General features: G+C 39.1%; 15 protein-coding genes. 7 read left to right on the top strand and 8 right to left on the bottom strand.

What is annotated here, in order from left to right:
- Positions 1-38: 38 nt before the first annotated feature.
- Together CH354_RS07985 and CH354_RS07980 are read right to left on the bottom strand one after the other, a co-directional pair.
- Positions 39-1,031 (bottom strand): L-threonylcarbamoyladenylate synthase, encoded by a 993-nt coding sequence (locus CH354_RS07985; RefSeq protein ID WP_100728088.1) that lies wholly within the window; start codon positions 1,029-1,031, stop codon positions 39-41.
- Between the two features lies 1 nt (position 1,032).
- Positions 1,033-2,604, bottom strand: coding sequence for a glycosyl hydrolase family 18 protein (locus CH354_RS07980; RefSeq protein WP_100728089.1), 1,572 nt, complete (start codon positions 2,602-2,604; stop codon positions 1,033-1,035).
- A gap of 145 nt (positions 2,605-2,749) precedes the next feature.
- On the opposite strand from CH354_RS07980, the gene CH354_RS07975 reads away from it, so the two are divergent.
- Complete coding sequence (locus CH354_RS07975; protein ID WP_100728090.1) at positions 2,750-3,460, top strand: queuosine precursor transporter; 711 nt, start codon at positions 2,750-2,752, stop codon at positions 3,458-3,460.
- 4 nt (positions 3,461-3,464) lie between these two features.
- A complete protein-coding gene (locus tag CH354_RS07970) occupies positions 3,465-4,229 on the top strand; it encodes a glycerophosphodiester phosphodiesterase (RefSeq protein WP_100766473.1) in 765 nt (254 codons plus the stop codon).
- On the opposite strand, the gene CH354_RS07965 is transcribed toward CH354_RS07970, so the two are convergent.
- Positions 4,211-4,573 carry a VOC family protein gene (locus CH354_RS07965; protein ID WP_100766397.1) on the bottom strand — a complete coding sequence of 121 codons (363 nt, stop codon included), beginning with the start codon at positions 4,571-4,573 and terminating at the stop codon, positions 4,211-4,213. The two genes, CH354_RS07970 and CH354_RS07965, sit on opposite strands and share 19 nt — an antisense overlap.
- Between CH354_RS07965 and CH354_RS07960 the strand changes: the two genes are divergently transcribed.
- From CH354_RS07960 to hisC, 3 genes are read left to right on the top strand one after another with little or no spacing between them, the layout of a single operon-like run.
- The gene (locus CH354_RS07960; protein WP_100766396.1) at positions 4,574-6,040 is read left to right on the top strand and encodes a hypothetical protein; all 1,467 of its coding nucleotides are present in this window, start codon (positions 4,574-4,576) and stop codon (positions 6,038-6,040) included.
- A 17-nt stretch (positions 6,041-6,057) separates the two neighbouring features.
- Entirely contained in the window at positions 6,058-7,575 is a 1,518-nt protein-coding gene (locus CH354_RS07955) for a 2-isopropylmalate synthase (protein ID WP_100766395.1), read from the top strand.
- Between the two features lie 3 nt (positions 7,576-7,578).
- Positions 7,579-8,673 (top strand): histidinol-phosphate transaminase, encoded by a 1,095-nt coding sequence (gene hisC, locus CH354_RS07950; protein ID WP_100766394.1) that lies wholly within the window; start codon positions 7,579-7,581, stop codon positions 8,671-8,673.
- Positions 8,674-8,781: 108 nt separating this feature from the next.
- Here the strand turns inward: hisC and CH354_RS07945 are convergent, their stop codons facing one another.
- The gene (locus CH354_RS07945; protein WP_100728095.1) at positions 8,782-9,183 is read right to left on the bottom strand and encodes an Hsp20/alpha crystallin family protein; all 402 of its coding nucleotides are present in this window, start codon (positions 9,181-9,183) and stop codon (positions 8,782-8,784) included.
- A 17-nt stretch (positions 9,184-9,200) separates the two neighbouring features.
- The gene (locus tag CH354_RS07940; RefSeq protein ID WP_100728096.1) at positions 9,201-9,644 is read right to left on the bottom strand and encodes an Hsp20/alpha crystallin family protein; all 444 of its coding nucleotides are present in this window, start codon (positions 9,642-9,644) and stop codon (positions 9,201-9,203) included.
- A gap of 153 nt (positions 9,645-9,797) precedes the next feature.
- Here CH354_RS07940 and CH354_RS07935 point away from each other — a divergent pair, with 153 nt between their 5' ends.
- On the top strand, positions 9,798-10,256 hold the full coding sequence (locus CH354_RS07935) for a RidA family protein (RefSeq protein WP_100728100.1): 459 nt from the start codon (positions 9,798-9,800) through the stop codon (positions 10,254-10,256).
- The gene (locus tag CH354_RS07930; protein WP_100728721.1) at positions 10,253-10,804 is read left to right on the top strand and encodes a hypothetical protein; all 552 of its coding nucleotides are present in this window, start codon (positions 10,253-10,255) and stop codon (positions 10,802-10,804) included. The genes CH354_RS07935 and CH354_RS07930 overlap by 4 nt, the downstream gene beginning before the upstream one ends.
- Before the next feature lie 46 nt (positions 10,805-10,850).
- On the opposite strand, the gene clpA is transcribed toward CH354_RS07930, so the two are convergent.
- From clpA to CH354_RS07915, 3 genes are read right to left on the bottom strand one after another with little or no spacing between them, the layout of a single operon-like run.
- Positions 10,851-13,124, bottom strand: coding sequence for an ATP-dependent Clp protease ATP-binding subunit ClpA (gene clpA, locus CH354_RS07925; RefSeq protein ID WP_100728034.1), 2,274 nt, complete (start codon positions 13,122-13,124; stop codon positions 10,851-10,853).
- Between the two features lie 2 nt (positions 13,125-13,126).
- A complete protein-coding gene (gene clpS, locus CH354_RS07920) occupies positions 13,127-13,462 on the bottom strand; it encodes an ATP-dependent Clp protease adapter ClpS (RefSeq protein WP_100766393.1) in 336 nt (111 codons plus the stop codon).
- Positions 13,462-14,625 carry a GNAT family N-acetyltransferase gene (locus tag CH354_RS07915; RefSeq protein WP_100728032.1) on the bottom strand — a complete coding sequence of 388 codons (1,164 nt, stop codon included), beginning with the start codon at positions 14,623-14,625 and terminating at the stop codon, positions 13,462-13,464. Before CH354_RS07915 ends, clpS begins: the two co-directional genes overlap by 1 nt.
- Positions 14,626-14,634 lie beyond the last annotated feature (9 nt).

Raw genomic sequence — 14,634 nt, 5'->3', positions numbered from 1 at the left:
CACCTATGCATGGTCCGAAGGAAACCTCTGGATCAGAATTAGTTATCTTCAGATGCTTTTTGCAAACGATTGAGAAGGCCTTCTTTGCCTTCTCCTTCTTTTGGCTCTTCACAATAGATGGTATGGATGCCTATTTGGTCACAAAATTCAAAAAATGCATAGAGTGCAGAACTGTATTCCCAGTTGGAAGAAACAAATTTCATTCGAGTAGGATCAATTGCCAGAGTCTCATCGCCGGGACTTGGATTTAACACATAGGAGAACCCAATCCAAGCAGTTTTGGAATCATTCCTGCACTTGCGAAACTCGGAGAGGAACTTTTCCGATGGGAGGAGTTTCACATTCGCTTTGGGAGAATAGTGTTTGTACTTCATCCCTGGACTCGGTGGAACAAACTCTCCCCTTTCCGTCACAGAATTTGGCATTACCAAATTTGGTAAAAAACGTTTCAGATCATTTGATTCGATGGAACCAGGCCGTAAGAGAACTGGAGGGTCTTCATACAACCCAACCACAGTGGATTCGATTCCTAAATTTGGTTCCTCAGCCACTAAAATCCCATCCACAACCCCATCAAAATACCGAAGAGCATCCGACATACGAGTCAGTGATGGTCTACCAGATAGATTAGCAGACGGTGCAGAGATAGGGGAACCACATTCCTCAATCCACTCACGGATGATTGGATTCTTTGGAATCCGGACCCCAAGGGTTGGTAACTCTTTTGGAAACACAATTGGATTTTTTTTAGGTAGGACAAGTGTGATAGGTCCTGGTGAAAATGTAAGTAACAAACGTTCTGCGATTTCACTCACTTCGCAGACGAACTTAATGCTTTCAATGGAAGAAAAATGAGCTATGAGTGGGTTGTCACTTGGTCTCCCTTTGATTTTGTAGATTCGTTTGCAAGCCTCTTCGTTAAAACTAGAGGCCCCAATTCCAAAAACAGTTTCGGTGGGAAACACAACCACTCCTCCCTTTCGGATGAGGTCCGCAAGCAAACGAACATCCGAAGAGATAAGTGTTTTCATGTTAAAACTGTTTTGTTTTTGATTTGGATTTCGATTGTGAATTGGAAACTTTTAGTGCTTCTTTTGGATCCAAATTTTGGATCGTCGTTTCTTCCTTTGGTTCCTCTTCCTCTTTTGCTTTTTCCACTGGTGGGAGTTGGCCTTGCACGAGTTTACTCAAATACACATTGATCTCTGGGTCATTGTCTGTTACGAGTTGCCAGAATGAAAAACCACCCAAATCATACTTACGAAGTAGGGTCATTTTTTCTTCAAAGGCACGTCTGTTCATATAAAACGCAACTCGGTCACAACCACCACTTGTGTACCACAAAGATGGATCTTCGTAAGCTCTGTTCTTATGTATGTCCGAAAACTTAGATAAGTTTCTCCAACTTGCCACTTTATTCTCTTCATTTAAGATGCGGTTGATATCAGTGGGTTGGCGGTTTTTGTGAGTTCCTGATTTGATCCTTTGTGCATCCGAATGGTAAATCGCTTTTGCAGATGCCTTACAATTGAGTGCCCAATCATACCCATAGGTTGGAATTGCCATATAAAGTTTGTGAGTTGGCACTCTTTTTTTCGCGTAAGAAATGATGTCTTTTAACCAAACGTTAGGTGCTTGTGGTCCAGGGCCTGGGTTATGGTATTTCCTTGGGTGGAGTTCATATGCCATAATTTTCACACGGTCTGCGTGTTTTGCGAGTACTTCATAATCATGAGTTGTTGGACCTCTCCAATTTTCACGGAAGTCCAAGTGTATGGGTTTGGAAAGGCCACGGCATTGTAGTTCTTTCTTTTTTGATTTTTCAGCTGGGGTTTTTGGGTGAACCGCCACGGAAATGAGTTTTCCTTTTTTATGAACTTCTTTCGCTAAAAGGGCAAAAAATTCCTCGAACTTTTCTTTTTTATCGCAAGACATCCCTTCGTAATCAATGTCGATTCCATCATACCCATAGGTCATAATTTCATTCACAATCACTTGGATGTGGTGGTCTCGGATGTCACTACGCCCACCCATACCAATGTTCTCTTGGATTTTTTCTTTTGGGTTTTCCCAACGGAAAATGGTAGGGATGATTTTGACTTTTGGATTTAAGGCACGGAGTTCTTGGACTCGTTCCTTTCGGGAAGTACTTGACCAACTGGAGATGAGTTCTCCGTTATTGGAAAGACCACCTTTCATTGTGTAAATGAACGGATGGATTTCATTATAGAGGTGGACTGTTTTTTTCATCGCCGTCCAGTCAGTGGACCAAGCGGAAGACCGAAAACTGACATTCTCATCTGGAACGAAGTTTGGTGCCTCCACAACTTCTTCTTCCACGGTGACAGTTTCTTTTTTCTCGCCCGTCTCCATTTCAGAGGGAGTGCCGAGAGAAGGAGTGGATGCTTCCACTACACTTGGATTTGTATTTCCCGTTTTAGGAAGGTCTTTCAAAACCAAAGTGGAACCTGAATTTTGCATGAGATTCATTCCCAAATAAAACGAAATGGCAGATAAAAAGAACCAAGAGGCAAATAATAAGGAATACTTCGCCACATTCGAAAGTGGGCGTTTTGGGGCATTAGGGGATTGTGATTCAGACATATACGTTTCTACTAAATTGATTATCGAACTGTTCAGAAAAAAAGAGTAGAGATTAATCGAAACCCACTCTATCTATCTGTATCCCATGATTTTTTAGGAGCCATTCTCTCCTAGTCGAAATTCATTTGGGGGGGAAAAGAAATCCATGAATGCCTTAAAACAAAAACCGGTGATCCTTTATACTGTCCTACTCAGTTTTTTTCTTACGTTTTTACTCCTTGCGGAACTTACGGGTAGTAAATTATTTTTTGCCTTTGGGTTTACCATGACAATGGGGGTCATCCCATTTCCCGTTACGTTTATCATCACAGACTTACTCAATGAATACTTTGGGCGTAAGGTGGTACGAGCCACAACCTTCCTTGGGATGGTAATGATTGGATTTGCCTACCTTCTCATCGTCATTGATATTCAAATTCCAGCAAGCCCTGATTCTCCGATTGATGATGTTTCCTTTGAAAGAGTGTTTGCCAATTCAGGTCTTGTGATCCTTGGTTCCATCATTGCTTATGTGATTGGACAGATGATTGATTTACATACCTTTCATTTTTTACGAAAAAAAACGAAGGGAAAACACATTTGGTTACGAGCTACTGGTTCCACTGTGATTTCACAACTCATTGACTCCTTTGTTGTGATTTTCATTGCCCTTGGAAAGTACCACCCAGTACCAAAACTTGTTTCCATTGCCAGTACCAATTTTTTATACAAAATGGGAGTTGCGATCCTCATCACACCCGTATTGTATGCCATCCACATTTACATTGATCGATACCTTGGAGAAAACTTAAAACAACAAATGTTCAAGGAAGCGATGGAAGAAGAAGGATATGAATCTTCCATCCAACCAGGGTAAATCCATGTTCAAACCAAGATCCGAACGATTATATACTCTCCTCGGTAAAACTCCTGTCAATATTGGACATAGAGGGGCAAGGGGTCTTGCTCCAGAAAATACACTTGTATCTTTTCTGGTAGGTTCAGAATCCACCCATTATTTTGAGTTGGATACCATGTTATGTGGATCTGGGGAACTGGTTGTCATCCATGATTTTACTGTTGACCGCACAACAGATGGAGAGGGAAAAGTTGCCGAGATCCCCTATCGTCAGTTAGCCGAGCTTGATGCAGGGGGATTTTTTTCCGAGGATTTTGAAGGTGAACAGATTCCAACCTTATCCCAGATTGTACAAACCTTACCTGATAATACAGTGTTTGATATTGAACTGAAAAGTGAAGGCAAAAGAGAAGAACGAAAAGAATTGGCGAAGGCAGTAGTCAAACTCATCCGCAAGTTCCAGTTACAAAATCGAATTTGGGTGAGTAGTTTTGATTGGGAACTAGTAGACTTGGTACGAAAAGAAGAACCGGAAGTTTTACGTGGTTTACTCATTGAAAAAGGAGATTCACTTAACGAAAATTATATGGAGTTTGAGCCAGATTTGATCCTCCCCCATTTCTCAGCATGTTCCAAGGAATTTGTAACCAAATGTAATTCTGAGTCTTTACTTGTGATTCCTTATACTCCCAATACAGAAGAAGAATGGAAAACTCTCATTGATGTTGGTGTCTCTGGTCTTATCACTGACTATCCCGATCGGTTGGCTCAGTTTTTAGCAAAATAAAGCCAGATCCAATTCCCCCAATGGTCTTCATATAACGAATACCCTTGGGTTGGCACTGCTTGTACCAATTGGCAATGGGAAAGGATTCTGTCTAGAGGGTCGTGTTGGTCCACTTGTAAAGTGAGAGTTCCTCCCCGAACAGGGCAATGTTCTGTTTCTTTCGAAAAAACAATTCGTAAACCAGACTCCAATTCTAGTTCCGCATGACCAAAACTTTCTTTCAGAACTTTGCCACCTAAAATGGATTGGTAGAAGTGCATAGGTTCGGAACAATTTTCACCACCCGCCAAATTGACAGAGAAGAGGTTTAACGGTTTGTTACGAGTCACAATTTGTTCTGGCATATGAATCCAATCCTAATCGTCAGAAATTTTTTCCAATCATATTTCTACTCATCTTGGAAACAGGCCAAAGGGAAAGAAGAAATGGTTTTGATACTATTTTTAAGTATTTCTAGTATCATTAATTACTTGTTATGCGAAACTATTTATTTTATTCCCTTATACTCTGCTGACCAACTGTATACACCACTATTTGTGAAAGATTGGATGAGAGGAGAAGGAATTTTACATTGGTATCTACCCCCTTCTCCCTATTTTTTTCCCGACATAGGGTGTATGGCCATCTTGTACTGGGTATTCCCTTTTTTGTATCTGCCTACTATTTACGGTGTGGTGCAAATGGTTTTCCTTCAATTAGGATTGTATATGGTTTTGTCATCGAAGGTATCCAAAGAAAAAACAATCCAATTCTTAATCTGGTTCCAAACCTTATTCACAGTCTTTTCCTTACTCGGTGCATCTTTAGGAGATAAACCCCTACCCTTGGTGCATTTTCTTTCGAATGCCCACCATAGTACAGGTTTTTTCTTTAGCCTATTCCTCGTAAGTCTTTATTACCAATTCCAATCAAATGAAAATCCCACTTCCTCTTTCCCAAAACAACCAGAGTATGATCACAAAACAAAGATAAATCGAAGTTTCTTATTTTCCAAATTGTTTTTACCAAAACCAGTTTCTAGGTTTCTATTTTTATTCGGTTTTAGCCTCTTATACATTTCCGATCGATTCTCTTTTTGTATTGGGATCTTTTGTTTGGTCATTATCAAATATTCGGAAATGGATTCTAAAGATTGGAAAATGTTGATTCAGAAAAAATCCATTTTTTCCTTTCTTTTCATTCCGTTTTATTTCATCATCATGGAACTCATTCTTTACTCCCTCAAAACAAAACTCCAGATTCCCAACAGTTTTGGAATTTTATTAGGTTCTCTCCAAACAAAAACATTCGGAGAAATTAGCTTCCTAACCATTCATTATGTATATGATTTTTCCAAACTGCTAGTGTATGAGAATCGATCCTTACTCGGATTGTTGTTTGTGTTCGTATTCTTTTTTCGTCGGTTTCCACACCAACTCAAACAAATGATTCTTTTGTTGATTCCAATTTTACTCTTCCTCCTTGTGGTGGTGGGTCGATTTACTTACCTCCATCCTTATCCCATTCGTTACCTCTTTCCCCTTTGGTTTTTGGGACTCCTTGGTGTCTCTTGGGGATTGGCAAAAAAAAGAAATCCAATACCTCTCCCCATCCTTCCCGTTTCCCTTCTCCTTTGGATTTTGATTTTCAGTTTTTTTCCCAATCCCCGAAAGGAAGTCCAAACCTTCTACCAATCGATTACCAGACAAGAGGTCTCCTATGATCTAGAAAAACCGATTCGGTTTTGGACAGAAGGCAAACAAACTCCAACGCCAGTGCAAGATGATGGGAAACCATACCGCTGGATCACAGGTGCTTTCCATACTCCTTGACAGACTTCGGGGAAACTATGATCTGGAAGGAGATGGAAGATTACGTACGGATTTTTGATACGACTTTGAGAGACGGTGAGCAGTGCCCTGGCGCTGCTATGAGTGAAGACGAAAAAGTAGAAATTGCGGGTCACCTTGCGAGGATGAAAGTAGATATCATTGAAGCAGGTTTCCCAGTCTCTTCCCCTGTTCAGTTCAAAGCAGTCGAAAGGATTGCTCGCGAAATTGAAGGTCCTACCATTTGTGGTCTTGCCCGTGCCCTCCGCCCAGATTTAGAAGCGGCAAGAGATGCACTAAAACCAGCTAAATCCAAACGCATTCATACATTCATTGCTTCTTCTCCCATCCATATGAAACACAAACTCGGGAAATCTCCTTCCGAAGTCCTAGAGATGGCAAGGATTGCCGTTCGAATGGCAAAAGACTTTGTACCCGATGTAGAATTTTCACCAGAAGATGCAACAAGATCGGAATGGGAATTCTTACGTGAGTTAGTTGAAGCTGTAATCGAAGAAGGCGCAACGACAATCAACATCCCAGATACTGTTGGTTATACCACCCCTCAAGAATACATGGATCTGTTTCAATTTTTAAAAACGAAGGTGAAAGGTGCGGACAAAGTCATCTTTTCTGCGCATTGTCATAATGACCTAGGCCTTGCCGTTGCCAACTCCCTTGCCACTGTCCTTGCGGGTGGACGCCAGATTGAATGTACCATCAATGGAATCGGTGAACGTGCAGGTAACACAGCCATGGAAGAAGTGGTCATGGCTTTAAAAACGAGAAAAGATACCTTTGGTGTGGAAACAAAGATTGATTCCACACTCATCACACGTGGTTCTCATTTAGTAAAAACCATTACAGGGATGGTTGTACAACCTAACAAAGCGATTGTGGGAGCCAATGCATTTGCCCATGAATCAGGTATCCACCAAGATGGTGTGATCAAAAACCGACAAACCTATGAAATCATGACTCCAGAGTCAGTGGGTTTAAAATCCAACCGTATGGTGCTTGGTCGTCATTCAGGTAGAGCTGGATTCAAGGACCGAATCATTCGTATGGGATTTGATCCAAAACCAGAAGAAATTGACAATGCATACAATCGGTTTTTGGAAATTGCAGATAAAAAAAAGGAAGTCTTTGACGAAGACATTGCTGCCCTTTTCCAATCTGAAATTAGCCGTTCACAAGTAGATGAAACTTATAAACTGATTTCTTTTGAACAAAATACTGGTTCCGACAAAGCACCTTATGCAAAGGTAAACTTACAAAGCAAAGGTGAAACAAAAGTTGGCGAAGCAAAAGGTGATGGACCTGTTGATAGTATCTTTAAAGCAATCAGTTCCGTGACTGGACTGTCCCCACTCTTATCTCGCCTTGTGATCTCACCTGTCACAGAAGGAACCGATGCGATGGCGGAAGCCTCTGTCACATTGGAGGACGGCGAACGCCGAGTTGTGGGTAAAGGGGATTCAACAGATATCATTGAAGCATGTGCCAAAGCCTACATCAATGCTTTGAATCGGTTGTAAAAAATGGCTTCAAAGGAAAACCAATTTGATCCAAAATTATTTGTGAGAAAGGAACTCCTAAATTTTTCTCCCTACACTCCAGGAGAACAACCAGGACTAACTACTTCCACAATCAAATTAAATACAAACGAAAATCCCTATCCTCCTTCTCCGAAAATCCAAAAAGCAATCGAGGAAGTGATCGAAAAAGGATTACTCCGAAAGTATCCCAATTACCATGCAAGGAAACTACAGGAACTCATTGCAAAAGATTATGATTTGGACCCAAACCAAATCCTGGTCACCAATGGTTCGGATGAAGCCTTACGTTTGTTATTCCAAACTTTTATTGGTCCAGGTGACACTGTTGTTGCACCTGACCCAACGTATTCCTATTACCCGGTGCTTACCGAACAAATGATGGTTGGAGCCAAATATAAAGCGGTTCCAGTCTTAGAAAATCTACATTTTGATTTTGATACTCTTAAAAAATCAGAAGGTAAGTTACTTTGTTTTGCCCATCCCAATGCTCCTACTGGTATCGAAGAACCTAAAGAAAAACTATTAGATCTAATTCGTTCTTTTCCAGGTCTTGTTTTGTCAGATGAAGCTTACATTGATTTTACCGATGGAAACGCTAGTTTAATGCCAGAGATCAAACACTATCCAAACCTACTGGTTTCTAGAACCTTTTCCAAATCATATGCCCTCGCCGGTCTTCGTGTTGGTTACATTGTTTCCTCACTTGAAACCATTTCCTGGATCCGAAAACTCAAAGATTCCTATAATGTTGGAATCATTGACCAAGTGATTGCAGAAACATCATATGAGGACAAAGAATATTTCCTAGAGAAACGAAAACTTGTTTTATCAGAACGTTCTCGCCTGAAAACCAATTTGGAATCCTTAGGTTTTACCATCCCAAACTCTTCTACTAATTTTCTATTTTGCAAACCAAAACAAGGAATTTCTCCAGAACACTTATACCTTTCCTTAAAGGAAAAAAATATCCTCATCCGGTATTTTTCCTATGGAATTTGTAAGGAATTCATTCGGATTACGATTGGAACAAAAGAAGAAAATGATATCCTTTTCCAGTCCCTAAAGGACCTAGTATAAAAAAAACCCAACAAAACGTCTGTTCTGTTGGGTTTCTATTTTGTTCATTTCTGTTTCTATAAAGTTAAAATCTCAATCCACCTTGATTCAAATTCATACTTTGTTGATTTATGAATTTCGAATTTCAATTTTTGTTTTTTTCGGTTCAATTTTTGGAATCGAAAGTTCTAAAATTCCGTTTTTCATTTTTGCAACAGCTTTTTCAGAATCGATCGCTTTGCTAATGGTAAACTTTCGGAAATAATTACCTTCTTTGTATTCCGCAAGTCGAACCTGACCTTTTTCTTCCGTTCCAATTTTGAATTTCCCTTCTAATTGGAGTTGGTCTTTTTCGATTGTAATCTCAACAGATGTTTCATCTACACCAGGCATTTCTACTCGGAATAAAATCATGTTTTCTGTTTCATAAACATCTACATTCGGAGAGTAAACCCTTACTTGTGGTTGAACATCCTTTACCCCAGCTCTTTCATCTAACGTTTGTTTATTATCTGTTGTCAGTGTACTCATATCGTCTTCTCCTTATCTTATCCGATGCTGATAGATACTTTTTTCGGTTTGTCTTCTTCTCTTCTTGGTAGGTGAATGTTTAAGACACCGTTTACGTATTTTGCAGAAACTTGTTCTTGGTTCACTCGGAATGGAAGTTCAAGAGTTCTATGGAATTCACCGTGGAAAATTTCCCTTCGATGAACTTCTGTTCCTTCTGCTAAATCTTCCGCCTTTTTCTTTCCGTGGATGGAAAGCATATTGTCTTTTACATTGATATCAATTTGGTCTGTGTCCATCCCAGGCAAAAGGCAAGTGACCAGTGCCTCATCTTCCTTTGTGTACACATTTACAGGAGGAAAATGCGATGAACTTCCGAATTGGTCATTCAAAATGGAACGAGTCAACTCATCGTTCAAACGATCAAAGTCTCTCCAAAACTGGTTAGTTTTTGTTTGTGGGTCTAGAATTCGAAATAACATGCAAAATCTCCTTTTAGCACTCTTATCCGTAGTCTGCTACTTTAGTTAGCACTCTACATATTTGACTGCCAATTGTCAATTCGAATTTAGAATTTTTGCATTCGGTAAAAAAAATTTTGTCTCATAGGGAAGGAATCCATAGTTTGGATGGCAATGGCTATTACGGATCAATTGAATGCACTTGGGATCCAAATCCCTCCCGTTCCAGCGGCTCTTGCTGCCTATATTCCTTCCAAACGTTCTGGTAATTTGGTTTTTACTTCCGGCCAACTTCCTTTGGTCGCCGGAAAATTACGAAAAATAGGAAAAGTTGGAAAAGAGGTCACTCTTGAGGAAGCGAAAGAGGAAGCAAAGCAGTGTTTACTCAATGCACTTTCGGCTTTATTATTGCAGATAAGTTCCTTAGACCAAATAAAATCCGTTGTGAAAATCGGAGTTTATGTGGCAAGTGATGAAAACTTCACAGAACAACACTTAGTTGCCAATGGAGCATCTGAACTTGTTGGCCAAATTTTTGGCGAAAATGGAAAACATGCGAGATTTGCCATCGGGGTGAGTTCCTTACCTCTTAATGCAAGTGTAGAATTAGAAATGACAGTTGAAGTAGAATGACAAATTCATTATTAAATTTATTGTCTGAATTTACAATTTTTCTAAAAGAAACCATCAAATTAATACCCGATTTACTTAAAGTTTGGTGGTTTTTAGGCAAACGGATTACATTATCATTATATAGTTATTGGAAAACAAAACTATTCTATGATAAAATATTTTTTATATTTTTATTCCTCCAACTTTTGTTTGCGGTTTTACCTTGGTTCCATTATGAGATTACTTTTTTTGAAAGTAAAGAATCCATCTCTTTAAGTCCGAAACTGAATTCGATTTTTATCTTAATCAGTTTACTTAATTTTTTCTTCTTGGGTTTTTGGAAATCTTCTTGGACAAGAATCTGGTTTTTTGCAACTGAAATGGTCTCTGCGATTATTGTGATATGGGGATATTTGGAACCAAAAAGAACATATTATGATTTTGTCAATGCAAGTGAGGTGACAACTCAAATCACATTTTACCTTTTCCTAGGCTCCTTGTTTTTTGCCTTTCTATTCGGATACTTAAGTTTTAAAAAAGAGGATGAGGTATTCCTACATTCCCATTAGAATATTTTGAATGGAAATGAAAATACCTTTCTCTAAGATTCAACCATCAAGTTTCTACTTCTAGTATTTCTAATTTTGAATTTCCGAGATTTTCTTGTAAGTCCACCAAAAATGCCTTCACTTTGTCTTTATGAAAAAGTAGTTTTTTCGATAACGGTTTGCCTATTTCCGAATTGATGATCCTTTGGATGGGCCTTGCTCCCATTGCCTTGTCATATCCGGTTTCCGCTAAATACCTGACCGCCTTCTCCGTGATGTCCAATTGAATTCCTTTTTCTTTTGCTTTATTTTGTAAAGTTTGAAACATTCGTTTGACAACTTGTTCAACAATGGCAATGGATAGGGAATTAAATTCTATGACTGCTGTTAAACGGTTACGAAACTCAGGAGTAAATGTCCTTTCGATTGCTTTTAATGAACGATCATCATAACGATCCGAATCAAAACCAAGAAGTGGTTTAGAACTTTCCTGTGCTCCTGTATTTGTTGTCAAAATTAGGATTACATTTTTAAAATCTGCTTTTTTCCCTGTACTATCTGTTAAAGTAGCATGGTCCATCACTTGTAAAAGGATGTTATAAATATCCTCATGGGCTTTTTCAATTTCATCAAAGAGAAGCACACAATGGGGTGTTTTGGTAATCGCATCCGTGAGTTGACCTCCTTGGTCATAACCCACATAACCGGGAGGGCTACCGATAAGTCGTGATACAGAATGTTTTTCCATATACTCACTCATATCAAAACGGAGAAATTGAATTCCCATTTTATCTGCGAGTGTTTTTGCTACTTCTGTTTTACCAACACCTGTAGGACCTACAAATAAAAAACTACCAATTGGTTTTCCTTCATCCCCAAGTCCCGAACGTGAATAATGAATGGCATCCACAATTTGATCGATGGCATGGTCCTGTCCAAAAACAATGGTTTTGATTTCGGAATCCAAGGATTCTAATTTCTTTTTGTCATCAGCTTTGACTGTTTTTTCTGGGATCTTTGCGATTTTGGATACCAAGGATTCAATTTCGAAAATACCAACAGTCTTTTTTGATTTTTCTTTGTTTTCGTCTCGTAACTTGACAAAGGCACCTGCTTCATCGAGAAGGTCGATGGCTTTGTCTGGTAAAAATCGATCCCGAAGGTGTAAGGTAGATAAATCCACACATGCTTCAATGGCTTTTTGGCTATAGTGGACACCATGAAAGGATTCATATTTCGGCTTAAGACCGTTTAATATCTGTATGGCGTCCTCTCTGGAAGGTTCAACCACTTCAATTTTTTGAAATCTGCGTGATAAGGCATGGTCTTTTTCAAAAATGGATTTGTATTCTTTATAAGTAGTGGTTCCAATACACTTAAGTTCACCATTGGCTAGGGCTGGTTTCATTAAATTTGATGCATCAAGACTCCCACCAGACACCGCTCCTGCCCCAACGATGGTATGGATTTCATCTATAAAAATGACCTTTTCAGGTTTTCCCACTAACTCTTGTAAAATTGCTTTTAGCCTTTCTTCAAACTCACCTCTAAATTTGGTTCCAGCCATGACAAGTCCCATATCCAAAGAATAAATTTCCAATCCCAATAAACTTTTAGGAACTTTTCCTTGGACAACTCTTTCCGCAAGGCCTTCCACAATCGATGTTTTACCAACTCCAGCTTCTCCCACAAAAATAGGATTGTTTTTCCTTCGTCTAGAAAGGATGTGGATTGTCCTTTGGATTTCCGTTTCCCTTCCAATACAAGGGTCTAATGTTCCTGATTTTGCTTTTTCGGTCAAATTCACACAGAATTTTTCCAATGCAGACTGTTTGGATTTACCTTCGGTTTCTTCCTCTAAGGATTCCTCTTCATAGGATTCTTCTGGTTCATTTGAATCGTTTTCTTTTTTCAATCCATGGGAGATGTATTTGATCACATCCAATCGTTTGATGTCTTGTTTTGCTAATAAATAACAAGCTTGGCTATCTTCTTCCCGAAAAAGAGCAACTAAAACATTATTTCCATCCACTTCTTCTTTTCCAGAATTCTGAACATGAAAGGCAGCAAATTGAATTACAAACTGCACACCTACCGTATATTTTGGTTGGATTTTTAAATTCGGTACGGATATGGAAGATAAATCCTCCTCAAAGTACGCAAGTAACTCCTTACGAAGTAAATCCAAATCACAACCCACATTTACTAGTACATCTTTTGTTTTTTCGTTATAGGTAAGGCCGTATAATAAATGTTCCAGTGTTACAAATTCATGATGGTATTTGGTCGCTTCTTTTTGCGCCAGTTCTAAGGTTTTTTCTAAATCTATTGAAAAATTCATATTTATTCCTCTTTTGCCAATTGGCATTGTAAGGGGTGACCAGCCTCATCAGCTAACTTATGTACTTCCTCTACTTTTGTGCGTGCAATGTCTAATGAATACACCCCACAAACAGCAGACCCTTCTGTATGTGCCTTCCACATAATTTGTCGTGACTCTTCCATTGATTTCCGAAAAACAACTGCTAAAACATAGACAACAAATTCTTGAGGTGTATAATCATCGTTGATTAAAATCACTTTAAATCGATTTGGTTTTTTGAAATGTTTTTTCTGTTTTTCTTTTTCAAGTAATTCGACGTTAAAATCGGTATATGACTTTCTTTTGGTTTCAGACATTACCCCTCCCTCAAGGCTTTGATAGGTGAATGTGCATTATATGCTTCAATATTCTCCCTTTCCATTTTGATCTCTTTTTCTAAATAGGATTCTATGGCACTTCTACCTTGTTCATTGTATATAAAATGAGAACTGTACATGGGAACTGTTTCATACCCTCTCAGGAATTTATGTTCCCCTTGGGCCCCTGCTTCAACTCTTTCCATTTTGTGTTCAATTGCATAATCGATCAATCGGTAATAACAACATTCAAAATGTAAATTGGGAATGTGTTCCAATGCCCCCCAATACCTTCCATACAAAAATCCATCTCGGTATAAATTCCAAGTACCACCGACTGGATCTCCATTTGGTTTAGAAGCAAGGACAAGGAGTAATCTATGGCGGAAGGATTCCACCATCTTTAAAAAGAACTTTCGGTTTAAGTAAGCCTGCCCCCATTTTTTAGTGTGGGTGTCCTGATAAAATTCATAAAAAAGATTTGCATGTTCTTCCTGAATGAGTTCCCCAGTGAGTGTTTGGATTTGTAGTCCTGTTTCTAATATTTTCTTACGTTCACTGCGAATGGACTTACGCCTCTCCTTGACCAAGGTAGACAAAAATTCTTCAAAATTTGAAAACCCACGATTGAACCAATGGTATTGGTGGGACAAACGGGGGTGAAACCCAGTGTTCTGAGAAACTGTTTGTTCTTTGTCCTTACAAAATAAAATGTGAATCGAAGAAACACCTTCACTCTCTCCAAATTCTTTTAAAGCCAATAAGAGATTCTGGCCTAACGAATCTTTTTCTGTTTCGGTCAAATTTGGATGGAATAAAATCCTAGATCCTGTTACGGGAGTGAAGGGAACAGCGACTGTGAGTTTCGGGTAGTAAGGTATACCCGCCCTATGGAAGGCATTCGCCCATTGGAAATCAAAGATATATTCCCCATAGGAATCTTTCCGTAAATAACTGGGGATAAGACCCAGAAGTTTTCCTTCTAACCTGGCAGAAACAATAACCGGTTTCCAATCTGATTTCCCAATGCACCCTGTTTCTTCCAATCCAGACAAAAATTCAAATTCTTGGAAGAGAGAATCACTAGGAACCAGTTCGTTCCACTCTTCCTTTTTGAACTCAAAAAAACTATGGGATATTCCTATCTTAATTGTTTCATCCACTCAAATGAT

Source organism: Leptospira levettii, assembly GCF_002812085.1.
Lineage (GTDB): Bacteria > Spirochaetota > Leptospiria > Leptospirales > Leptospiraceae > Leptospira_A > Leptospira_A levettii.
The sequence above is the reverse complement of the archived record's forward strand: the minus strand, read 5'-3'. Positions and strand labels throughout refer to the sequence as shown.